The 21,025-nt window shown below is 72.3% G+C and carries 20 protein-coding genes; 8 read left to right on the forward strand and 12 right to left on the reverse strand.

Features of this window, described 5'->3' with window-relative positions; translation table 11 throughout:
• The first annotated feature begins 36 nt into the window (after positions 1 to 36).
• From UO65_RS30830 to UO65_RS30845, 4 genes are all read left to right on the forward strand, one after another.
• Positions 37 to 549: a Jag family protein gene (locus tag UO65_RS30830; RefSeq protein ID WP_233427916.1), complete on the forward strand. Its 513-nt coding sequence runs from the start codon at positions 37 to 39 to the stop codon at positions 547 to 549.
• A gap of 238 nt (positions 550 to 787) precedes the next feature.
• Positions 788 to 1,492: a 16S rRNA (guanine(527)-N(7))-methyltransferase RsmG gene (gene rsmG / locus UO65_RS30835; protein ID WP_035289827.1), complete on the forward strand. Its 705-nt coding sequence runs from the start codon at positions 788 to 790 to the stop codon at positions 1,490 to 1,492.
• Between the two features lie 67 nt (positions 1,493 to 1,559).
• The gene (locus UO65_RS30840) at positions 1,560 to 2,456 is read left to right on the forward strand and encodes a ParA family protein (RefSeq protein WP_035289830.1); all 897 of its coding nucleotides are present in this window, start codon (positions 1,560 to 1,562) and stop codon (positions 2,454 to 2,456) included.
• A complete protein-coding gene (locus tag UO65_RS30845) occupies positions 2,453 to 3,451 on the forward strand; it encodes a ParB/RepB/Spo0J family partition protein (protein WP_035289833.1) in 999 nt (332 codons plus the stop codon). Before UO65_RS30840 ends, UO65_RS30845 begins: the two co-directional genes overlap by 4 nt.
• 70 nt (positions 3,452 to 3,521) lie before the next feature.
• Here UO65_RS30845 and UO65_RS30850 read toward each other — a convergent pair whose 3' ends face one another.
• Both UO65_RS30850 and UO65_RS30855 read right to left on the reverse strand, forming a co-directional pair.
• Positions 3,522 to 4,472: a D-alanine--D-alanine ligase family protein gene (locus UO65_RS30850; RefSeq protein WP_035289835.1), complete on the reverse strand. Its 951-nt coding sequence runs from the start codon at positions 4,470 to 4,472 to the stop codon at positions 3,522 to 3,524.
• A 125-nt stretch (positions 4,473 to 4,597) separates the two neighbouring features.
• Positions 4,598 to 5,917 (reverse strand): aminotransferase-like domain-containing protein, encoded by a 1,320-nt coding sequence (locus UO65_RS30855; protein WP_110080683.1) that lies wholly within the window; start codon positions 5,915 to 5,917, stop codon positions 4,598 to 4,600.
• 204 nt (positions 5,918 to 6,121) lie between these two features.
• Between UO65_RS30855 and UO65_RS30860 the strand changes: the two genes are divergently transcribed.
• Positions 6,122 to 6,751: a GNAT family N-acetyltransferase gene (locus tag UO65_RS30860; protein ID WP_110080682.1), complete on the forward strand. Its 630-nt coding sequence runs from the start codon at positions 6,122 to 6,124 to the stop codon at positions 6,749 to 6,751.
• Between the two features lie 42 nt (positions 6,752 to 6,793).
• Here UO65_RS30860 and UO65_RS30865 read toward each other — a convergent pair whose 3' ends face one another.
• The 9 genes from UO65_RS30865 to UO65_RS30905 all read right to left on the reverse strand — a co-directional run bounded on the left by UO65_RS30865 (position 6,794) and on the right by UO65_RS30905 (position 17,277).
• Positions 6,794 to 7,939 (reverse strand): N-acetylmuramoyl-L-alanine amidase, encoded by a 1,146-nt coding sequence (locus UO65_RS30865; protein ID WP_035289844.1) that lies wholly within the window; start codon positions 7,937 to 7,939, stop codon positions 6,794 to 6,796.
• A gap of 217 nt (positions 7,940 to 8,156) precedes the next feature.
• Positions 8,157 to 8,486 carry a thioredoxin gene (gene trxA, locus UO65_RS30870; RefSeq protein ID WP_035289847.1) on the reverse strand — a complete coding sequence of 110 codons (330 nt, stop codon included), beginning with the start codon at positions 8,484 to 8,486 and terminating at the stop codon, positions 8,157 to 8,159.
• Positions 8,487 to 8,517: 31 nt separating this feature from the next.
• Positions 8,518 to 9,516 (reverse strand): thioredoxin-disulfide reductase, encoded by a 999-nt coding sequence (trxB, locus tag UO65_RS30875; protein WP_035289849.1) that lies wholly within the window; start codon positions 9,514 to 9,516, stop codon positions 8,518 to 8,520.
• 152 nt (positions 9,517 to 9,668) lie between these two features.
• On the reverse strand, positions 9,669 to 10,457 hold the full coding sequence (locus UO65_RS30880; protein WP_035289852.1) for a hypothetical protein: 789 nt from the start codon (positions 10,455 to 10,457) through the stop codon (positions 9,669 to 9,671).
• On the reverse strand, positions 10,454 to 11,080 hold the full coding sequence (gene sigM, locus UO65_RS30885; RefSeq protein WP_035289855.1) for an RNA polymerase sigma factor SigM: 627 nt from the start codon (positions 11,078 to 11,080) through the stop codon (positions 10,454 to 10,456). The genes UO65_RS30880 and sigM overlap by 4 nt, the downstream gene beginning before the upstream one ends.
• An 85-nt stretch (positions 11,081 to 11,165) precedes the next feature.
• Complete coding sequence (locus tag UO65_RS30890; RefSeq protein ID WP_035289859.1) at positions 11,166 to 12,722, reverse strand: protein kinase family protein; 1,557 nt, start codon at positions 12,720 to 12,722, stop codon at positions 11,166 to 11,168.
• An 81-nt stretch (positions 12,723 to 12,803) separates the two neighbouring features.
• Positions 12,804 to 14,486 (reverse strand): murein biosynthesis integral membrane protein MurJ, encoded by a 1,683-nt coding sequence (gene murJ, locus UO65_RS30895; protein WP_084176416.1) that lies wholly within the window; start codon positions 14,484 to 14,486, stop codon positions 12,804 to 12,806.
• Positions 14,487 to 14,537: 51 nt separating this feature from the next.
• Positions 14,538 to 16,706 carry a DUF6049 family protein gene (locus UO65_RS30900; protein ID WP_052022042.1) on the reverse strand — a complete coding sequence of 723 codons (2,169 nt, stop codon included), beginning with the start codon at positions 16,704 to 16,706 and terminating at the stop codon, positions 14,538 to 14,540.
• Between the two features lie 22 nt (positions 16,707 to 16,728).
• Complete coding sequence (locus UO65_RS30905) at positions 16,729 to 17,277, reverse strand: NUDIX hydrolase (protein WP_035289861.1); 549 nt, start codon at positions 17,275 to 17,277, stop codon at positions 16,729 to 16,731.
• Between the two features lie 80 nt (positions 17,278 to 17,357).
• On the opposite strand from UO65_RS30905, the gene UO65_RS30910 reads away from it, so the two are divergent.
• The 3 genes from UO65_RS30910 to UO65_RS30920 are packed head-to-tail and all read left to right on the forward strand — an operon-like array spanning position 17,358 to position 19,293.
• Positions 17,358 to 18,794, forward strand: coding sequence for a CCA tRNA nucleotidyltransferase (locus UO65_RS30910; protein WP_052022043.1), 1,437 nt, complete (start codon positions 17,358 to 17,360; stop codon positions 18,792 to 18,794).
• Positions 18,795 to 18,816: 22 nt separating this feature from the next.
• Positions 18,817 to 19,059 carry a hypothetical protein gene (locus UO65_RS30915; protein ID WP_035289863.1) on the forward strand — a complete coding sequence of 81 codons (243 nt, stop codon included), beginning with the start codon at positions 18,817 to 18,819 and terminating at the stop codon, positions 19,057 to 19,059.
• Between the two features lie 30 nt (positions 19,060 to 19,089).
• On the forward strand, positions 19,090 to 19,293 hold the full coding sequence (locus UO65_RS30920) for a hypothetical protein (RefSeq protein WP_035289865.1): 204 nt from the start codon (positions 19,090 to 19,092) through the stop codon (positions 19,291 to 19,293).
• Between the two features lie 398 nt (positions 19,294 to 19,691).
• On the opposite strand, the gene UO65_RS30925 is transcribed toward UO65_RS30920, so the two are convergent.
• On the reverse strand, positions 19,692 to 20,945 hold the full coding sequence (locus tag UO65_RS30925; RefSeq protein ID WP_035289867.1) for an MFS transporter: 1,254 nt from the start codon (positions 20,943 to 20,945) through the stop codon (positions 19,692 to 19,694).
• Positions 20,946 to 21,025: the final 80 nt, after the last annotated feature.

A 21,025-nucleotide genomic window follows, 5' to 3' on the forward strand; every position in this document is an offset into this window, starting at 1 on the left:
ACGGTGCAGGAAGCGTCCGAGCCGGCCACCACCGAGGTGGCCGGGGACGGGTCCGAGGGGAACGCCGAGCGCTCCCCCGGCTCGACCGAGGAGCTGCTGGTCCAGGAGGGCGACATCGCCGGTGACTACCTGGAGCGCCTGCTCGACATCCTCGACTACGACGGCGACATCGACCTCGACGTCGAGGCCAGCCGCGCGGTGGTGAGCATCGACGGCGGTGAGGACCTGGAGAAGCTGGTGGGCCCCCGGGGCAACGTCCTGGAGTCCCTCCAGGAGCTGACCCGCCTGGCGGTCCAGCAGGAGACCGGCACCCGCAGCAGGCTGATGCTCGACATCGCGGGCTGGCGCGCGGACCGCCGCGAGGAGCTGAAGGACCTCGGCACCGCCACGGCGCAGAAGGTCCTCTCCAGCGGCGAGCGCGTCCGCCTCCAGCCGATGACCCCGTTCGAGCGCAAGGTCGTCCACGACGCCGTCGCGGCGGTCGCGGGTGTGCACAGCGAGAGCGAGGGCGAGGACCCCCGCCGCCGCGTGGTGGTCTTCCCCCAGTAGTCCGCCAGCACGAAGGCCGAGGCGCGGCCCCCTCCCGGTCGGAGGGGGCCGCGCCTTTTTGTGTGCCCACGTTTCACGTGAAACGTGGGCACATGGAGGCGGCGATTCCGGCGCGGTGGTGGCGGTGTGCGATCGCGGCACCCGATCGAGCGCCTACCCGTGAGCCGACGTCGTCCACGCTGCGTCATGGGTGAGAATGGGGACGGACGTTTCACGTGGAACATGGATGGTGTGCTGCATGACCGAGGTCGACCGGTTGGAGGTGCCTTCGGTCGCTGCGGAGGTGTTCGGGGACCAACTCCCCCGGGCTGAGCGGTTCGTCGAACTGCTCGCCGTGCACGGGGTGGAGCGGGGGTTGATCGGGCCGCGCGAGGTCGATCGGCTGTGGTCGCGGCACGTGCTGAACTCCGCCGTCATCGGCGAGCAGGTCCCCCGGGACGCGCACGTGGTCGACGTGGGTTCGGGCGCGGGACTGCCCGGGGTGCCGCTGGCCATCGCTCGGCCGGACCTGCGGGTGACACTCGTCGAACCGATGGCCCGGCGGGTGGCGTGGCTGGACGAGGTCGTGGAGACTCTGGGCTTGTCGATGGTCACCGTGCTGCGGGGGCGGGCGGAAGAGCCCGCCATCGTCGCCCAGGCGGCAGGCGCCGACGTGGTCACCGCCCGGGCCGTCGCCCCGCTCGCCAAGCTCTGCGGTTGGTGCCTCCCACTGGTTCGCCAGGGCGGCGCGGTCGTGGCGTTGAAGGGGGCGAGTGCGGCCGAGGAGATCGAGCGGGACCGGCGTGCCGTGGTGAAGGCCGGTGGTGCCGAACCCCGCGTGGTGACCTGCGGGGCCGTGCTGGACGAACCGACGACGGTGGTCGTCGTCGAACGCGTGAGGCCCGTCGCCGGGCGTGATCGGCCCCGGCGGGCGAGGAAGGATCAGGGTGCACATCGAGCTTGAGATCGGAGCCATGATGTTCCACGTGAAACCGGCGTCGGAAACCGCGCCGCGAGGAGGGTGCTGACCGATGGACCAGCCCTCCCCCTCGTCCGTCGCAGGCTGGACGCCGATCGCCGAGGAAGCCGCCCGGGCCACCCGCCTCAAGCACCCGGACCGGATGTTCCCACCGCCCGCGCACCGCCGGGTCATCACCGTCGCCAACCAGAAGGGCGGCGTCGGCAAGACGACCAGCACGGTCAACCTCGCCGCCGCGCTCGCCATGCACGGGCTCCGGGTGCTCGTCATCGACCTCGACCCGCAGGGCAACGCCAGCACCGCCCTCGGCGTCGAGCACCGCTCCGGCACGCCGTCGGTCTACGAGGTGCTGCTGGGCGAGGTGACCGTGGCGGACGCCGCCCAGGTGAGCGACCAGTCCGACAGCCTGTTCTGCGTGCCCGCCACCATCGACCTCGCCGGTGCCGAGATCGAGCTGGTTTCGATGGCCGCCCGGGAGTCCCGGCTCAAGGAGGCGCTGTCCGACGAGGCGCTCGACGAGCTGAACCCGGACTACGTCTTCATCGACTGCCCGCCGTCCCTCGGGCTGCTGACCGTCAACGCGATGGTCGCCGCCCAGGAGGTGCTGATCCCGATCCAGTGCGAGTACTACGCGCTGGAGGGGTTGAGCCAGCTACTCCGCAACATCGAGCTGGTGCAGGCGCACCTGAACCGCTCCCTGGTGGTCTCCACCATCCTGCTCACCATGTACGACGGCCGCACCAAGCTGGCCGACCAGGTGACCAACGAGGTCCGCCACCACTTCGGCGAGACCGTGCTCAAGACCGTCATCCCGCGCAGCGTCAAGGTGTCCGAGGCCCCCGGCTACGGCCAGACCGTGCTCGCGTACGACCCCGGCTCCCGCGGCTCCCTGAGCTACTTGGACGCCGCACGTGAGGTAGCCGAACGAGGAGCGGAGAAGCCGCAATGAGCGGTTCAGGACCAGCCGGACGCAAGGGCGGACTGGGTCGCGGCCTGGCCGCGCTCATCCCCCAGGGACCGCCCACGGGGAACTCGCTGCCCGGTTCGGGCAGCCTCAAGCTGCCCACCCGGACCGCCGAGGCACCGGTGGACGCCGCCGCCGCTCCCCCGGCCGAACACACCGGCGCGGTGGCGGGGGCGGTGTACCGGGAGATCCCGACGTCGGCGATCAAGGCGAACCCGAAGCAGCCCCGGCAGGTCTTCGACGAGGACGCGCTCAGCGAGCTGGAGCACTCGATCCGCGAGTTCGGCCTCATGCAGCCGATCGTGGTGCGGGAGCTGGGCGACGACACCTACGAACTGGTCATGGGCGAGCGGCGGCTGCGGGCGTCGCAGCGGGCCGACATGGACCGCATCCCGGCGATCGTGCGGCAGACCGCGGACGACGCGATGCTGCGCGACGCCCTGCTGGAGAACATCCACCGGGCGCAGTTGAACCCGCTCGAAGAGGCGGCGGCCTACCAGCAACTGCTGGACGAGTTCGCGGTGACGCACGAGGAGCTGGCGGGTCGGATCGGGCGCAGCAGGCCGGTCATCACCAACACCATCCGGCTGCTCAAGCTCCCCCTCCCCGTGCAGCGCCGCGTCGCGGCCGGGGTGCTGTCGGCCGGGCACGCCCGCGCGCTGCTCGGCCTGGAAGACGCGGGGGCGCAGGAGGAGCTGGCGACCCGGATCGTCGCGGAGGGGTTGTCGGTCCGCGCGACCGAGGAAGCGGTGACCCTGGCGAAGGGCGAGCCCGCGGCGAAGCCGAAGGCGGCCCCGCGCAAGCCGATGCAGGCGCCGGGGCTCCAAGCGGTCGCGGAGCGGCTCTCGGACAAGTTCGACACCCGGGTCAAGGTCGAGCTGGGGCGTCGGAAGGGCCGGATCGTGGTCGAATTCGGCTCAGTGGACGACCTGGAGCGCATCGTCGAGATGATGTCCGACAAAGGGGCAAATCGGACATGAGAAAGGCGCAGGGGATCACCCCGGCGCCTTATGTCACGGTGACGATTGCTCCGCGTGCAGCGGAACTGACTCAGCGTGCGCGGGCCACGGCCCGTTCGACGAGCCCCGCGTAGATCTCCCCGAAGGACAGACCGGCCGCCTCGATCGCCATCGGCACCAGCGAGGTCTCGGTCAGTCCGGGTGAGAGGTTCACCTCGAGGAAGTGCACCGCGCCGTCGGCGTCCACGACGGCGTCGGTGCGCGACACGTCCCGCAACCCGAGCAGCCGGTGCGCCGACACGGCGAGGTCGGCCACCGCCGCCGCGGTCTCCGCGCCCAACCGGGCCGGGGTGTGGAAGGTCGTGAGCCCGGCGGTGTAGCGGGCGGTGTAGTCGTACACCCCGGACTCCGGGGCGATCTCCACCGCGGGCAGCGCTGTCGGCCCGTCGGGCCCGTCGATGACGGTCACGGCCACCTCGACCCCGTCGACGTACTTCTCCGCCAGCACGGCGTCGCTGTAGGCCAGGCAACCGACCATCGCCGTGGGCAGCTCACCCGCCTCCCGCACGACCTGCGCACCCAGCGCCGAGCCGCCCTGGTGGGGCTTGAGCATCATCGGCAGCCCGAGCCGCTCCACCATGGCGTCGAGCACCGGCTGCGCGCCCAGCTCGCGGAACGTGCTGTGCGGCAGCACCACCCAGTCCGGCGTCAGCAGCCCGGCGCGGGCCAGCTCCGCCTTGGCGCTCGGCTTGTCCCACCCGCGGCGGCAGGCGTTGACGTCGGCGCCCACGTACGGGATGCCGAGCAGCTCCAGCACCGTCTGGATCGACCCGTTCTCCCCCTCGCCGCCGTGCAGGGCGATCACCACCGCGTCCGGCCGGGACTCCCGCAGCCGCGGCAGCAGCGACGCGTCGGCGTCCCACTCCTCCACCACGACCCCGGCGGAGCGCAGCGCGGCCGACACCCGGCGACCGGAGCGCAGCGACACGTCGCGCTCGTGGGACAGACCTCCGGCGAGCACAGCGACCCAGCGGTCGGACACGGCGAACTCCTCGGTGTGACCGGTTGTCGAACCGGGCTGCGGGCATCAGGACAGGACCGGCGGCGGGCACCGCAACAGCGACGGGCCCCGCCGCACGGGCACCGGACGGTACCGGGTGCCGGACGTCAGGCCGTGTCGGGGGAAGGCGTCTGCGGACCGGTCAGCGAGCGGCTGGTGGTCGGGCCGAACGTGTTGAGCAGGTCGATCTCCTGCGCCAGCACGCCCGCGAGCCGCCGCACGCCCTCGGAGATCCGCTCCGGCGGCGGGTAGCAGAACGACAGGCGCATCTGCCTGCTGCCGAACCCGTCCGCGTAGAACCCGGTGCCCGGCACGTACGCCACCCTGGCGGTGACCGCGCGCGGCTGCATCGCCTTGGTGTCCACGCCCTCGGGCACGGTCATCCACACGAAGAAGCCGCCGTCGGGGTTGGTCCAGCTGCACCCGGCGGGCATGTGCTGCTCCAGCCCGGAGATCAGCGCGTCGCGCCGCTCGCGGTACATGGTCTGGAAAGACTTGATCTGGCCCTTCCAGTCGTGCGTGGCCAGGTAGCGGGACACGACCATCTGGTTGAGCGTGGGGGCGCACAGCGCGGCCGACTCGGCGGCCAGGACCAGCTTCTCCCGGACCGCGTGCGGGGCCAGCGCCCAGCCGACGCGCAGGCCGGAGGCGAAGGTCTTGGAGAACGAGCCCAGGTAGATGACGTTGTCGCGGTCCATCGAGCGCAGCGCCGGGTAGACCTGCCCGTCGAAGCCGAGCAGGCCGTACGGGTTGTCCTCGACGACCAGCACGTCGTGCGCGGCGCAGATGTCGAGGACCTCGGCCCGCCGGGCGACCGCCATGGTCACCCCGGCGGGGTTGTTGAAGTTCGGGATCGTGTAGAGGAACTTGACCCGCCGCCCGGCCTGCTTGGCGGCGTCCAGGGCGGCGCGCAGCGCCTCCGGGACCAGGCCGTCGGCGTCCATCACCACGTGCCGGACCTCGGCCTGGTAGGAGGCGAAGGTGCCCAGCGCGCCGACGTAGGACGGCCCCTCGGCGAGCACGATGTCGCCCGGGTCGCAGAAGATGCGGGTGACCAGGTCCAGGGCCATCTGCGAGCCGACCGTGACGACCAGGTCGTCCGGGTGCCCGGAGATGCCCTCCAGCGCCATGACCTCGCAGATCTGCTCGCGCAGCAGCGGGACGCCGTGCGCGGAGCCGTACTGCAGGGCGGTGAGCCCCTCCTCCGCGATGATCCGCCCGACCTGCTCCGACAGCGACTCCAGCGGCAGCGCCGCCAGGTTCGGCATCCCACCGGCCAGCGAGACCACCTCGGGCCTGCTCGCCACCGCGAACAGCGCCCGGACCTCGGACGCGGTCATCCCGCCCGCCCGTGCCGCGTAGCGCCGCAGGTGCGGGTCGAGGCTGCGGGAGCCGGTTCTCTCGGGCTGCTGTCCAGGCGTGGTCATGGCTCGCTCCGTCGCTGTCAAGTCCGATCGAGTGTAACCGGAGGGGTGACTTACCTCCGATAATCGGTCCCTGCGGTTCCGGCGCAGCTCACATCGCCCTATTGTTGGACGGGTCATATTGTGTTGGCCGTTGTCACCCATGCAACTCGCCGTCGGCGATCCGTGCGGGCGTTGCGACAGGTCCGCGAGGCATCAGGAGGTTGGGTGTCCCGACGTGTCGTGGGCGTCACCCTGGACAACCTGGAGCACCTGCCGAAGCACTGCCGCGGCTGCGTGTACTGGGAATTGGCGCCGCACCTGAAGGAGCAGGCCGAGGAGTTCGGCACGACCGAGCTGGAGAAGGAGGCCTGGGTCTCCAGCGTGCTGCTGGAGTGGGGCTCCTGCGGTCGGGTCGTCTACAGCGACAAGCTCCCGGTCGGGTTCGTGCTCTACGCCCCGCCGAACGCCGTGCCCCGCGCGTCGGCCTTCCCGACGTCGCCGATCAGCGCCGACGCGGTCGTGCTGACCGGCTTCCACATCGTCCCGGAGTTCCGCGGCGGTGGCCTGGGGCGGATGCTGGTGCAGGCGGTGGCCAAGGACCTCACCCGCCGCGGCGTGAAGGCGATCGAGGCCTTCGGCGACGCGCAGCCGGACGAGGAGCGCTCCTGCGTGGTCCCGGCCGACTTCCTGACCAGCGTCGGCTTCAAGACCGTGCGCCCGCACCCCCGCTGGCCCCGGCTGCGGTTGGAGCTGCGCACCGGGATCACCTGGAAGGAAGACGTCGAGGCGGCCCTGGAGCGCCTGCTGAACACCGTCTCGGTGTCCACCGCGAACCCGGTGCTGCAACGCGGATAAGTCCTGGCAGACGCCCCCGCAAAGGCTTGCGGGGGCGGTCGGTCAGCCCCGGGCCAGCAGCTCGTGGGCCATCACGTCGGCGAAGCTGAACGTGCCGGTCGGCTGGTCGTTCTCCCCCAGCAGGTACAGCCGCTTCACCGCCACGACGATGCCCTCGGCGACCACGTCCCGGAACGCCGGGTCGACCAGCCGGGCCCGGTCCTCGGCGTTGGACAGGTAGCCGATCTCGATCCGCACCGCCGGGCAGCGGGTCAGCCGCAGCACGTCCCACGTCTTCGGGTGGGTGCCGCAGTCGCGCAACCCGGTGCGCATGGCCAGTTCGCGCTGGATCAGCCCGGCCATCGCCTCGCCCAGGGTGGACGTGGCGCCGTTGCCGGTGCCGAAGTGGAAGCTCGCCACCCCCTGCGCGTGCGGGGAGCTGTTGGCGTCGGTGTGCAGGGACAGCACCAGGTCGGCCCCGGCGTCGTTGGCGAACCGGGCGCGCTCGGACTCGTCCGGGCACTGGTCGGGGCCGCGGGAGAGCAGCGCCTCCATGCCGGTGGCCACCATCCGGCCCTCCAGCCTGCTGGCCAGGTCCCACATCAGCGCGGCCTCGGTGACGTCCCCGGCGACGATCCCGGTGTCGGCACCGCCGTGGCCGGGGTCGATCACGATCCGCTTGCCGCGCAGCCGCGGCCCCGAGCGGCGGACCCGCTCCTGCTCGCGCAGCAGCACCGGGCGACCGCCGCGGGCGCGCGGGGAGAGCTGGCGCAGCGCGCGCACCGTCTCCGGGCCGCAGATGCCGTCCACGGTCAGGCCGTAGTCGCGCTGGAAGTTGCGCAGCGCCGACTCGGTCTGCCCGACGAACACGCCGTTCGGGCGGCCCGCGTCGTAGCCCAGCTCCAGCAGCCGCTCCTGCAGCGTCAGGACGTCGTCACCGGTGATCGGCGCGGACACCATGTACGCCAGCGGGCGACCGCCGAGCTGGTGGGTGGCGTCGCGCAGCGCCCGGTAGGTGGCCGGGCCGACCAGCCCGTCGGTGATCAGCCCGCGCTGCTGCTGGAACGCGCGGATCGCGCCCTCCATCAGCGGGTCGAACAGGACTTGCTCGGCCGGGCCGGTGACCGGGGGCAACAGGCCCAACGCTGCGAGCGTGGACCGAACCTCGGCCACGGCCGGTCCCCCATCGCCGCGGCGCAGTACCCGCATTCACGCTCTCGCTCTCCGGACGGGCACCCGCGGGAAGGGACGGGCGCGGAATCGGTGACGACTGACCATTGTGCCTTGTCCACCTGGCTTGCACCCGGAGGGGCGTGCGACGTGCGAACGGGGCCCGTGCGTCGCACACAGGACGCACGGGCCCCGGGTCGGGGTTGCCTCGGTTTGGGCTGATCAGCCCGGCTCAGCCCGGGATCAGCCCGGGATCTCAGCCCAGGTAGTCGGCGAGGTCCTTGAGCAGCACGGCCTTCGGCTTGGCGCCCACGATCGTCTTCACCGCCTTGCCGCCCTGGAACACGATCATCGTCGGCACCGACATGATCTGGTAGTCGCGCGCGGTGCCCGGGTTCTTGTCGATGTCGACCTTCGCCACGGTGATCTTGTCCTTGTTCTCGCCCGCGATCTCGTCCAGCACCGGCGAGACCATCCGGCACGGCCCGCACCAGGTCGCCCAGAAGTCCACGATCACCGGCTTGTCGCTGGTCAGGACCTCGTCCACGAAGGTCTTGTCGGTCACGTCGACGGTGTTGCCAGCCATCTCTTCTTCTCCTCAGACAGGTTGCGGGATGTCAGTTGGTGCCGGGGCCGTAGCCGCCGCCGACCAGCTCGGGGGCCGACTCGGCCTGCGCCGAACCGTGCTCGGCGAGCCAGCGCTCGGCGTCGATCGCGGCCGCGCAGCCCGACCCCGCGGCGGTGATGGCCTGGCGGTACTCGTGGTCGACCAGGTCGCCCGCGGCGAACACGCCGTCGAGGTTGGTGTAGCTGCTCTTGCCCCTGGTCACCACGTAGCCCTCGGCGTCCACGTCGACCTGGCCGGTGACCAGCGCGCTGCGCGGGTCGTGGCCGATGGCCAGGAAGAAGCCGGTGACGTCGAGCACCGACTCCGCGCCGGTCGCGGTGTCGCGCAGCTTCAGGCCCTTGACGGTGCCGTCGCCGGTGACCTCGGTGACCTCGGAGTTGAGCTGCCAGCGGATCTTCTCGTTGGCCCTGGCCCGCTCCAGCATGATCCGGGAGGCGCGGAAGTCCTCGCGCCGGTGGATGACGGTGACCGACCTGGCGAACCGGGTGAGGAAGGTGGCCTCCTCCATCGCCGAGTCGCCGCCGCCGAGCACGGCGATGTCCTGGTCGCGGAAGAAGAAGCCGTCGCAGGTGGCGCACGCCGACACGCCGCGGCCGAGCAGCTCCTGCTCACCGGGCACGTTCAGGTAGCGCGCGGCGGCACCCATCGCCAGGATGACCGCGCGCGCGGCGTAGCGGACGCCGTTGGCGGTGACGTACTTGACCTCGCCGGTCAGCTCGACCTCGTCGACGTCCTCGGCGCGCAGCTCGGCGCCGAACCGCTCGGCCTGCGCGCGCATCTGCTCCATCAGCTCGGGGCCCATGATGCCGTCGCGGAAGCCGGGGAAGTTCTCCACCTCGGTGGTCGTCATCAGCGCCCCACCGAACTGCGATCCCTCGAACACCAGCGGTTCGAGCTGGGCGCGGGCGGCGTACACGGCGGCCGTGTACCCGGCCGGACCGGAACCGACGATGATCAGGTCACGGATCTGGTCCGCTTGCGCAGCCATGCTGCTCCTCCGTCGACAAGTCGCCCGGGCCGTTTCCCTGGCGCTCTGGTGTCAACGCGATCGTATGCGCCGGTTGTTCCGCGCCCGCCGGTGACGGGTCGCACCGGCGCGACCCGGAGGAAAACCGCAGCGGGAGGACCGCCGCGACCGCGTCAGCCGATGACGGTGTCGGCCAGCGCGGAGCAGTCCGGCTCGACCACCAGCACCCGGAACTTCCCCAGTTCGCCGGGCACCAGCAGGATCGCCATCGTCCCCGGCTTCCCGTCGAGGGTCACCGGGCGCACGCCGATCGTCTGCGCCTTGGCCGGGTCGACGTCGTTGGCCGCCAGGCACCGGTCCAGCCCGGCCTGGTCGCCGAGGTCGCCGTAGTCCTTGGTGGTGCCGACCTTGCCGATCGCGCCACCCAGGTCGGAGCTGGAGGCCGCCAGCGGCGGCTGCGCCCCCGGGACCTGGGTCTGCCCGCTGGGCGGCATCGCAGCCTTCGGCACCCCCGTCGTCGACGTGGGCACGACCGCGATCGAGATCGCCACCGCGGCGGCGGCCGCGGTCAGCAGCCCACCGGCCCACGCGGCCATCCGGTTGCGCTTGCGCCGCGCGGCGTCCAGGTCGACCACCGGGGCCAGCCCCGGCTGCGGCGGCAGCGGCGCGACCGCCACCCCACCGCCGGGAGCCCGTCGGGCCTCGGCGTCCAGTGCGGCGTCCAGGCGCGCGGCCAAGTGGGCGGGCATCGGCGCGACCGGGGCCGCGCCGAGGTCACCGAGGTCGGTGCGCACCGATTCCAGCGCGTCCAGGATCGCCCGCGCCGCCGGGTCCGCCTTCACCCGCGGCCACAACCGGGCGCTCTGCTCCCGGTCCAGCACCCCCGCGTGCAGGTCGGCGAGGAGGTCGACAGACCACGGCGGGCCTGAGGGGCCTCGACCGCCCCGAACCTCGTCCGTCATCGTCCCTCCCGCTGGCGCCTGCTCGGCACATCTCGCCCGTCCATACCGCCACCTGGGACGTTCGCATCTGCATCGGGGTTCCGCAGATGTCCGAGAACTTTCGCCAGCTTCGCCCGACCGCGCGCACAACGGCTCTTCACGGTGCCCTCGGCAATGCCCAGCATCTTCGCCGTCTCGGCCACCGAGTAGCCCTCGACGTCCACCAGCAGGATCGGCACCCGCTGGTCCTCGGACAGCTCCTGCAACGCCGTCTGCACCACCAGCCGCGTCTCCCGCTCCGCCATCGCGTCGCGCGGGGTGACCGGCTCGCCCGGCCCGGTCTCCGGCAACGGCACCGTCGGGCGGGCCTGCCTGCGCCGGACCCGGTCCAGGCAGGCGTTCACCACGATGCGGTGCAACCACGTGGTGACCTGGGACTCGGCCCGGAACGACCCCGCCGCGCGGAACGCGGAGATGAACGCCTCCTGCAGCGCGTCCGACGCCTCCTCCGGGTCGCGGAGGGTGCGCAGCGCGACGGCCCACATCCGGTCCCGGTGGCGGCGCACGAGCTCGGCGAAGGCGCGTGCGTCCCCCGCGGCGTGCGCCGCGATGAGGTCGGCGTCCGAACTGGCAGCGGCGGTCACGCGAACAGGGTATAGGGCACTTCCCGGGCGGTGTGACCGGCTCCGACCAGCGGTGACGGGCTGTGCCCGACCGGCGGACCCGCCGTCACCGGGAACGCACGAACCCGACCTCGGTGAGTTCGGACACGTTCCCCTCGCCCAGGGCGGTGATCCAGACCAGCAGGTGCTGGGACGGCTCGGCGCTGTCGAGCTGGAGCTTGTTCTGCCCCGCCGACAGGGTGGCCCGCCCGATCACCCTGGTCTCCTCCAGCGACGGCTTCTCCGACGGGGCCGTGCGGATCTCCACCACGGTGCCCGCGCTCGGCGAGTCGATGGTGACCTCGGCGAAGCGGACCGGCTCGGCGAACGAGGCCATAATCCCCACACCGGGCTTGAGCGCCGGGAACTGCCGCTGGTACCTGTCGGTCTTCCACGCGGTCTGCGCGTCGCCGTCGACCGCGCGGCTGGCCCGGTTGGGGTTGTCGGCGGTGCCCTTGACGTTGAACACCTTCACGCTGGCGGCGTCGATCGGCTGGGCGGGCTGCGGCGGGGCGGGCGCGTTCTCCGGCACGCCGCCCGGGGCCGTGGCCACCGCGACCGGCCCGCCCGCGCTGGGGCCGTCGTCGCCGAAGAAGCCGATGAGCTGGGTGCCGAGCCAGGCCAGCACGCCGACGGTGGCCACCGCCAGCGCGGTCACGCCGATGGCGAGCTTGCGCCGCTTGGTGCGGTCGTTGCTGGGCCGCCGGGTCGTCCAGACCGCGCCGTCGTCCTCGTACTCCTCTTCCTCGTCGACCGCCGCGATGGTCTCGGTGACGTCCGGGGCCGCCTTCGCCCGCTCCAGCACCCGGATCAACCCGGCGCTGGTGCGGATGCCGCCGGTCTCGTCGTCGGACAGGCTGCGGACCGCGGCGGCGGAGAGGTCGTGCGGGATGTAGCCGAACATCGCCCGCGGCGACACGACCCGGCCGTCCGGCCCGGTCGGCGCGGCGGGCACCCCGGCCGGGCCGTCGGGCAGCGGCCAGCGGCCGGTCAGCAGCAGGTACAGCAGCGCGCCGAGACCGCGCACGTCGTCCTGCAGGTCGGTGTCGGGCAGCGGGCCGGGGAAGGCGAGCTTGAGCGTGCCCTCGGGGCTGACCAGCACCCGCTGCGGGTGGTCGACGCCGAGGACCAGGCCGCTGTGGTGGGCCAGTTCGACCGCGGCGGCCAGCGGTTCCAGCAGCCGGGCGGCGGTCGCGGGCGGCAGCGGGTGCTCGGCGATGACGTCGAGCAGGTCGGTGCCCTGGGTCCAGTCGGCCACGATCATGCCCAGCAGGCCCTCGCCGTGGCCGATGCCATTGCCGGGGCTGAGCACGTCGAGCACCCTGGCCTGGCCGGGGTGGGTGATCGGGGCGGAGTAGGTGACCCGCTCCAGGGTGCGCCGGGCCGCCGCGGCGGCCGCGCCGTCCCCCGGGTCGGCGACCAGCAGCGTCAGCGCCACGTCGCGGCGCAGTTGCCCGTCCTGGGCGCGCCACAGCTCGGCGCGGGCGCGCTCGTCGACGCCGAACCGGGCCAGCAGCCGGTAGCGGCCGTCGCCGACGACGGCACCGGGCACGAGGAGACCGTCCTTGGCCCGCAGACCAGCCGATCCCTCGCCCCCTGGGTACTCGGTCCGTCTTGTCGTCACCGTTCTCTCCGCCTGCCGACGCCCCTGCCGACGTTGCTCACGAGGGTACGGGAAATCCGCCGCCCACCGGCGACGAGCGGATCAACCGCGGCGCACCAGTCGGGTGATCCGGTCGGTCGCGGGCTTGAGCTCGGGTACCCGGAACAGCGCGAGCACGCCGAACGCGACCACGCTCGCCACCAGCCCCTGCACCACCAGCGCCACCCACGCGCTGACCCGCCCCTCGACCCCGGCGGGCAGCACCAGCCCGGTGACCAGCCACCCGGCGGCCACCCCGGCGACCCCGGCCACCACGCTCATCGCGATGACCTTGACGACCTTCTTGCTGTGCAGGTTGCCCAGCCGCACCCACAGCCACATCTGGCCCAGGACCGCGCCGACGACGAAGGTCAGCGAGTTGACCAGCATCACGCCGATGACCACCTGGTCGGGGCGCACCACGGCGGCGGTCATGTACAGCAGCGGGACCTTCACCACGGTCATCACGACCATGATCAGCGTCGGCGTGCGCGCGTCCTTCATCGCGTAGAACACCCGGAGCTGCAACATCACCAGCGCGTAGGGCAGCAGGCCGAACGCGGAGAACGCCAGCGCCAGGCCCAGCCGCTGCGCCGCGACGAAGGTCGTCTCACCGGCGTTGAACAGCGCCACGCCGATCGCCGACCCGGTCACCGTCAGCACCGCGCTGATCGGCACCAGCATCACCGTCGACAGCCGCGCCCCCACCGACAGGTCGTCGACCAGCTTCTTCGTGTCGCCCGCGGCCGCGGCCCTGCTCATCCTCGGCAGGATCGCGGTCAGCAGCGAGACGCCGATGACGCCGTAGGGGAGCTGGAACAGCAGCCAGGCGTTGGCGTAGATCGTCGCGCCACCGTCGGCCGCCGCGGTCAGCACCCGCTGGGTGATCACCATGCCCGCCTGGCTGATCGCCACGTACCCCAGAATCCACAGCGCCAGCCCGCCGAACTCCTTGAGCCGGGCGTCGATGCCCCAGGTCCAGCGGAACCGGAACCCGATCCGGCGCAGCGCGGGCAGCAGCATCGCCGACTGCACCACGATGCCCAGCGTCACCCCGACACCGAGGGTCAGCACGTGCGCGTCGGTCATCCGCACCGGGTCGATGGTGATCTCGCCGGGCAGCAGCGCGTAGGCGCCGAGGGTGGCGATGATGACCAGGTTGTTGACCACCGGCGCCCACGCGGTCGGCCCGAACACCTGCCGGGCCTGCAGGATCGCCGAGAGCAGCGCGAACAGCCCGTAGAACAGGATCTCCGGCAGCAGCAGGTAGGCGAACACCGTCACCAGGTCCGGGTTGGCCCGGCCGGTCGAGCCGTCCACGTAGAGCCAGGTGAACAGCGGCGCGGCGGCCACCGCGACCACGGTGCCGACCGCCAGCCCGGTGAGCCCCACGGTGAGCAGCCGGTTCGTGTACTCGGCGCCGCCGTCCGGGTCGTCCTGCGAGCGCACCAGAAGCGGCACCACGATGCTCGCCAGCACCCCGCCGAGCAGCAGCTCGAAGATGATGTTGGGCAGCGTGTTGGCGATGGTGAACGAGTCGGACACCACGTCCGTGCCGACCACCCAGGCCAACATGATCTTCCAGAAGAACCCGGTGATCCGGCTGACCAAGGTGGCGATCGCCATCGACCCGCTGGCCTTCGCCAGCGACGGCGTCGGCGCGGCCGCCCGCTGGGCCGGGGGCACCTGCGCGGTGCCCTCCCCGGGCGCGTCCTGCTGCACGCTGTCCGTCCTCGGTGTGCTCACTTGTACCCCGCCTGAGAGCTGGTCCTGCCCCGAGCCACCGCCGGGGCACCGTCAGAGCTGGTCGGTCACCGCGGTGCCCGCCGTGCGCCGCGCGCGAATCCTGCGGAACAACCGCAGGCCGACCAACAGCACGAGAACACCGGCGGCCAGGAAGGTTACCGCCAGGGTGATGCTGCCGTACGAGGTCGAGTTCAGTTCGACCCGGGAGGTCCCGCCGAGCCGGGTGCCCTGCTCGGTGGTCAGCCAGATGTCGACGCTGAACCGGCCGGACCGGGTGACCTCGGCGGGCAGGTAGCGCGGCAGCGACGCCTTCGCCGGGATCTGCACCACGATCTGCTGCTCCGGCTTGAGCCCGGGGGTGGACCCGAGGTTGATCCGGGCCTGCACCTTCACCGGCAGCCAGTTGGTGATGTAGACCGGGATCGGGCTGTCCGCCGAGGCCAGCGACAGCGGCCTGCCCGGGTCGGTCACCGTCACCTGCGACAGCAGCGCCGACATCTGGTTCGACACCTCGTTGGTGGCCGCCCCCGCCCGCTCCGGGGTGGACCGCCAAGCGGCCGACGACGCCCGGATCAACCCGGCGCGCAGCGGCTGCACCAGCGCGTCCGGCTGCACGAGCTGGGTGTCGTCCTCGAACAGCACGGTGCTGGTCAGCTCGCGCTGCGTCGCGTCGACCTGGGCCACGGCCGCGACCGCCGACGACGGCAGCTCGGCGGCGGTGTCGGCGGCGGAGTAGTCCACCCCGCCCGCCTGCCCCTGCTCGGCGCCGTCGACCAGCGACTGCAACCCCAGCGTGTCGAGGTAGCCCTGGGCCTCCAGCGACTCGATGGCCTGCAGGAACACGGTCAGCTCCGCGCCGGATGCGTTCCACCTGCGCGGCGGGGCGACCAGCTCGACCTGCCCGGGAACGGCCTGGAAGGCGGCGCGGAACACCAGGGTCGCCAACCCGTTCTGCACCGAGGACGTCTTCACCCCGGAGTCGTCGCCGGTGGTCCGCGGGGACAGCGAGTTGGCGATCAACTGGTCGTGGGGGACGGCGTTGAGGTTGTCGCCCAGCCGGTACGGCGCCGCGCCGGAGGTGTCGCGCAGCTTGCCGGAGTCGACCAGCACCGTGGTGCGGCGCAGCTTCGCCAGGTCGCCCAGGGTGCGCGCGTCGAGGGTGCCGGTCTCCGGCCACACCACCCCGGCCAGCGGTTTCGTGCCCAGCGCGGTCTCCACCAGCGCGGCCACGTCGAGCGCGTCGGCCTGCAGGGTCGTCGCCCCGGCCCGCGACAGCGCCGCCAGGTCCGCGTCGGCGTAGGGCAGCGCCACCACGCACTGGCCGCGGGTCAGCTCCTTCACCCGGTCCAGCCACAACTGCGCGGCCCGGCCGCCGCTGCCGTCGACCAGCCGCCCGTCGGCGGTGCGCACCCGGTAGCCGGTGGTCATCACCTGCACGGACTCCAGCAGGTCCGGGTCCACGGCGAAGCACAGCGAGCGCAGCACCGCCGCGTTCGACCGCGCCGCCCGCTGCACCGCGTCGACCAGGTTGAACAACCGGCCGCCGGACACCGAGGAGGACAGGCCGTCGTCGGAGAACACCGGCGGGGTCCCGTCGAGCGGGGTCTGCACCCGGCGCGGCCGGTCGTCGACCAGCGGCCACAGCACGGTCAGCCTGCTCGGCGCGGCGGGCGGGGGAACCGCGCCGCCACCGGGGACCGACAGCACCGGCAGCAGCGTGCTCAGCGCGCCGACCCGCTCGGTGCGGCCGAACTCCGGGTCGCCGTTGAAGTTGAGGGCCACCGGGTACACCCCGGGCCGGTCCAGCTTCAACGCGCCCCTGTCCGCGCCCAGCGGCACGGAGATCGAGAACTCCGCCGACTCACCGGGGTCCAGGCGGTCGGAGATCGGCTGGAAGGTGGAGCTGACCTGCGGGCGGTTCACCGCGTCGGTCTTCTGCGGGTCGTTGAGCGCGCCGCGCAGCGCCGACTCGGTGTCGAGCACCGCGCCGCGCTGCAACCGGGCCTCGATCTGCTCGACGTTGCGGTCACCGGTGTTGGTGATCCGCCCGGTCACGGTGATGGCCTGCGCCGCCGCGTCCACCACCCGGGGCAGCAGTTGGTCGAGGTCGACGCGCAGCCGCCCCGACTGCTGCGCCGCCGCCGAGGGCAGCGGCACCACCAGCGCCGCCAGGACCGCGGTGAGCACCACCAGGCCGGTGCGGCGCAGTCGATCAGTCACGGGTTCGCTCCAGGCATCGCGTTCAGGCCCGTCCGACCTCGGGCAGGTCCGACTCCACCGGATCGGGTGACAGTGGATGCTCGGAGAGTAGTTGGCGGGCTTTGCGCACCAGACGGCGCTCATCGGCGTAGGCCAGCCGGGCGTCGAGCTCGTCGAAGTCCACCCAGGCCACCTCGGTCACCTCGACGTCCTCGTCGGACAGCTCGAAGGAGTGCGCCACCAGCAGGAAGTGGTGCACGGTCTTGTGGATGCGCCGGGTGCCGTCGGCCACGAACCAGTAGTCGATCGTGCCGAGCGGGCGCACCACCTCGCCGTCGATGCCGGTTTCCTCGGCGACCTCGCGCACCGCGGTCTGCTCGGGGGTCTCCCCGGCCTCGATGTGCCCCTTCGGCAGCGACCACAGCAACCGCCCCCGCCGGTCCAACCTGCCGATCAACGCCACCCGGAAGGTGGAGCGGTCGATGACGAGACCACCCGCGGAGGTCTCGTCGACCGTGGTCAGCTTCCGGCCGCGGCGGCGCAACCGGCGGCCGGACCGCGCGCCTCGGGACCTGCCGGAAGACGGGGGCATGGAGGCGATGGTAGTGCGATCGGCGCAGTGGGGGCGGCGGGCGGACGGCGCGCGGGCCGTTGCGGATAACCTCGTCAACCGTGTCCCGAACCTCGGCAGCCCAGAACGCGGTGGTGGAGCTGCTGCGCGTCTCCCCCGTCGCAGACGACCTGGCGGCCCGCTTCGCGCGTGCAGGCCACAGCCTCTACCTGGTCGGCGGCAGCGTCCGCGACGCCATGCTCGGCCGGTTGCACGGCAACGACCTCGACTTCACCACCGACGCCCGCCCGGAGCAGATCCTCGCCCTGGTCTCCCCCTGGGGCGACGCGGTCTGGGACACCGGCATCGCCTTCGGCACCGTCGGCGCCAGCAAGGGCGGCATCGTCTGCGAGATCACCACCTTCCGCTCCGACGCCTACGACCGGGTCACCCGCAACCCCGAGGTCCGCTTCGGCGACACGGTCGAGGCCGACCTGGTCCGCCGCGACTTCACCGTCAACGCCATGGCCATCGACCTGGCCTCACGCGAGTTCATCGACCCCCACGACGGCATGTCCGCCCTGGACGACCGCGTGCTGGACACTCCGGCGACCCCCCAGGAGTCCTTCGCCGACGACCCGCTGCGGATGCTGCGCGCGGCCCGCTTCGCCAGCCAACTCGGCCTCACCCCGGCCCCCCGGGTGCTGGAGGCCATGACGTCGATGTGCGCCGAGATCGCCCGCATCACCCCCGAACGCGTCCAGGCCGAGCTGTCCAAGCTCCTCTGCGGCAAGTTCCCCCGCCGCGGCGTCGAGCTGCTGGTCGACACCGGCCTCGCCGCCCACGTCCTCCCCGAGCTGCCCGCGATGCGCCTGGAGATCGACGAGCACCACCAGCACAAGGACGTCTACGAGCACTCCCTCGTCGTCCTCGACCAGGCCATCGACCTGGAGGAAGAGGGCGCCGAACCGGACCTGGTCCTGCGCCTGGCCGCCCTCCTGCACGACATCGGCAAGCCCGACACCCGCCGCCACGTCGAAGGGGGCGGCGTCAGCTTCCACCACCACGAGGTGGTCGGCGCCAAGATGGTCCGAAAGCGCTTGCGGGCCCTGCGCTACAGCAAGGACCTCACCGAGGACGTGGCCAAGCTGGTGTTCCTGCACCTGCGCTTCCACGGCTACGGCAAGGGCGAGTGGACCGACTCCGCGGTCCGCCGCTACGTCACCGACGCGGGCGACCTCCTCCCCCGCCTCCACAAGCTCGTCCGCGCCGACTGCACCACCCGCAACCGCCGCAAGGCCAACGCCCTCCAGCGCACCTACGACGGCCTGGAGGAGCGCATCGCCCGCATCGCGGAGGAGGAAGACCTCGCCAGGGTCCGCCCCGACCTCGACGGCAACGAGATCATGCGCCTGCTCGGCCTCCCCCCGGGTCCCCTGGTGGGCCAGGCGTGGCGCCACCTCAAGGAACTCCGCCTCGACCGGGGCCCCATGGACCACGACGAGGCCATCGCCGCCCTGCGCGAGTGGGCGCGGGAGCAGGGCATCACCCCCGCTTGATCCCGGGTGCGAGGATGGGCCGGTGAAGCTGAACGAACTCACGGATTGGCTGGACGAGCGCCTGCGCGCACTTGACCACGATGAGATCACCGAGTTCGTGGACATGCGGCGGGGAGTGGAATTGTCCCCGGACGTGGCCTACAACCACGTGCTGATCAAGGCGAACTTCGCCAACGGTGGCACAGGTGCCGTCCAGGTGATGCAGACCAGCGGCCCGGGCATCCCGGACCACAGGGACTACCAGCCGCCGAAGCAGGGGTGGTGAGCCGTGCGCAACAGCCGTTTTCGGGCTCTGGTGAGTGATCTGCTCACGGAGCACCCCGGAGTCTCCTCGGTCGAACCGGTGGACCTAGGCAACCGGGGCCAGGTGCTGCGAGTCACCTGCGCCGACGGGGTCGTCACCGACCTCCTGGTCACCAACATGGCTCCACCCGGGGGCGACAACTACCAGGAAGACGAGCGGATCGTGAGCAAGCGCGAGACGGCACCGGGGAGGTAGCGCGTTAGCAGGTGGTGGCATGCCCCTTATGCACTCACAGCGCGCAGCGACGAACCCGGGTGACACGCGTGCGATGCACCAGGGCTCGACCGGCGCCACGTCCGCGAGCAGCGGCCAGACGGCGAGGTAGCACACGGCCCGGAACGGCTTCGGCACCTGCACAGCACCACAAACCCCGTACCTGAGGTGCGAGGAAACCGCGTCATTCCACCCTGCCCGGATGCGGCTATCAAGGCAGGTCCGCGGCCACCCGCCCGCAAAGCAGCCCCCGCCACTCCCTGGGGGGCGTCCCCGAAGCCAGTCTATCGCTCCTGACCTGCGGGAACAGACCTGCCGAAAACCTGTGGACAACCATGGAGTGACGCGGCGGAAAAACCCTCGCCTGTGGACAACCCGCGTCACCCGTGGCGGGTGACCGCCGTGAAGCCGACCAGGCCCACCAGGTAGCACCCGCCCGCCGCCAGGATCAGCCCCGGCGACGCCCCGTCCGGGGCCACCACCAGCGCGGCCGGCGCCACCGCCGCCACCTGCGTGACGTTGAACAGCGTGTCGTAGAGCGCGAACACCCGCCCGCGCGTGTCGTCCCCGATGTCACGCTGCACCGCCGCGTCCACGCACAGCTTCACGATCTGCCCGGCGAACGAGATCAGCAGTGCCGCCGCCAGCACGGTCGGCATGGCCAGCGGCAGCCCGAGGCCCACGATGGCCACCGCCCCCAGCACCAGCACCCCCTGCACGGTCCGCCGCCGCCCGAACCGGGCGACTATCCGCGCGGTGGTCAGCCCGGCGACCAGGATGCCCACCCCGAACAGCCCGGCGACCAGGCCCAGACCGCCCAGGCCGGAGTCGAACCGGAACCGCATCAGCAGGACCACCAGCAGCAGCGCCACCCCGAACGCCGCCCGGTGCGCCAGCAGCGCCACGAACCCGGCCAGCACCGACGGTGTCCGCACCGCCGCCCGACCGCCGTCGAACAGGCCGCGCGCGATGGCCCGCACGGTTTCCCTGGGCTCGTTGACCTCGTCCGGTCCCAGCGCACCCGCCGCGAACCGGCCTGCGAACCAGGCCGCCGCCACCGAGCCGAGCACCGCGAACGCCGTGGTCGCCCCCGACCCGACGTCCCCGTCGCCGAACACCGCGCGCAGGCCGACCGCGCAGACCGCGCCGAACACCGTCACCACCGAGCCCAGGGTGGTGGCCAGGGCGTTCGCCTCCACCAGCGTCGGCACCGGCACCACGTGCGGCAACGACGCCGACAGCCCGGACCCCACGAAGCGGCTGATCCCCACGACCACCAGCGCCAGCCCGAACAGGCCGGTCGACCCCAGTGCCACGGCCAGCGCCGACACCAGCACCAGGACCCCGCGCAGCAGGTTCGCCACGACCAGCACCCGCCGCCGGTCCCAGCGGTCGAGGAGGGCGCCCGCGAACGGGCCGACGAGCGAGTACGGCAGCAGCAGCGCGGTGAAACCGGCGGCGATCGCCAGCGGGTCGGCCTCGCGCTCCGGGTTGAACAGGACCGCCCCGGCCAGACCGGCCTGGAACAGGCCGTCACCCCACTGGGCGGCGAAGCGGCTGTACAGGAGTCGGCGGAACCCGGCCCCAGCGAGGAGCGCCCGCGCTCCGACCCGGTCGTGCCCGACGGTGCTCACGACGGGACAGCCTAGAAAACCGGATTGGGCGGCCCCGAGGGACCGCCCAATCCGGGGTCGACACCCGGTCGCCTCACGGC

The sequence above is a fragment of the Actinokineospora spheciospongiae genome, from assembly GCF_000564855.1.
GTDB classification, from domain to species: domain Bacteria; phylum Actinomycetota; class Actinomycetes; order Mycobacteriales; family Pseudonocardiaceae; genus Actinokineospora; species Actinokineospora spheciospongiae.

What these genes read in the sequence shown, in the direction of transcription:
- UO65_RS30845 (WP_035289833.1), top strand. Translation starts at nt 2,453, where the DNA reads ATGAGCGGTTCAGGACCAGCCGGACGCAAGGGCGGACTGGGTCGCGGC.
- rsmG (WP_035289827.1), top strand. Translation starts at nt 788, where the DNA reads ATGACCGAGGTCGACCGGTTGGAGGTGCCTTCGGTCGCTGCGGAGGTG.
- UO65_RS30880 (WP_035289852.1), bottom strand. Translation starts at nt 10,457, where the DNA reads ATGACGGACGAGGTTCGGGGCGGTCGAGGCCCCTCAGGCCCGCCGTGG.
- UO65_RS30840 (WP_035289830.1), top strand. Translation starts at nt 1,560, where the DNA reads ATGGACCAGCCCTCCCCCTCGTCCGTCGCAGGCTGGACGCCGATCGCC.
- UO65_RS30855 (WP_110080683.1), bottom strand. Translation starts at nt 5,917, where the DNA reads ATGACCACGCCTGGACAGCAGCCCGAGAGAACCGGCTCCCGCAGCCTC.
- trxB (WP_035289849.1), bottom strand. Translation starts at nt 9,516, where the DNA reads ATGGCTGCGCAAGCGGACCAGATCCGTGACCTGATCATCGTCGGTTCC.
- UO65_RS30865 (WP_035289844.1), bottom strand. Translation starts at nt 7,939, where the DNA reads ATGCGGGTACTGCGCCGCGGCGATGGGGGACCGGCCGTGGCCGAGGTT.
- trxA (WP_035289847.1), bottom strand. Translation starts at nt 8,486, where the DNA reads ATGGCTGGCAACACCGTCGACGTGACCGACAAGACCTTCGTGGACGAG.
- UO65_RS30905 (WP_035289861.1), bottom strand. Translation starts at nt 17,277, where the DNA reads ATGCCCCCGTCTTCCGGCAGGTCCCGAGGCGCGCGGTCCGGCCGCCGG.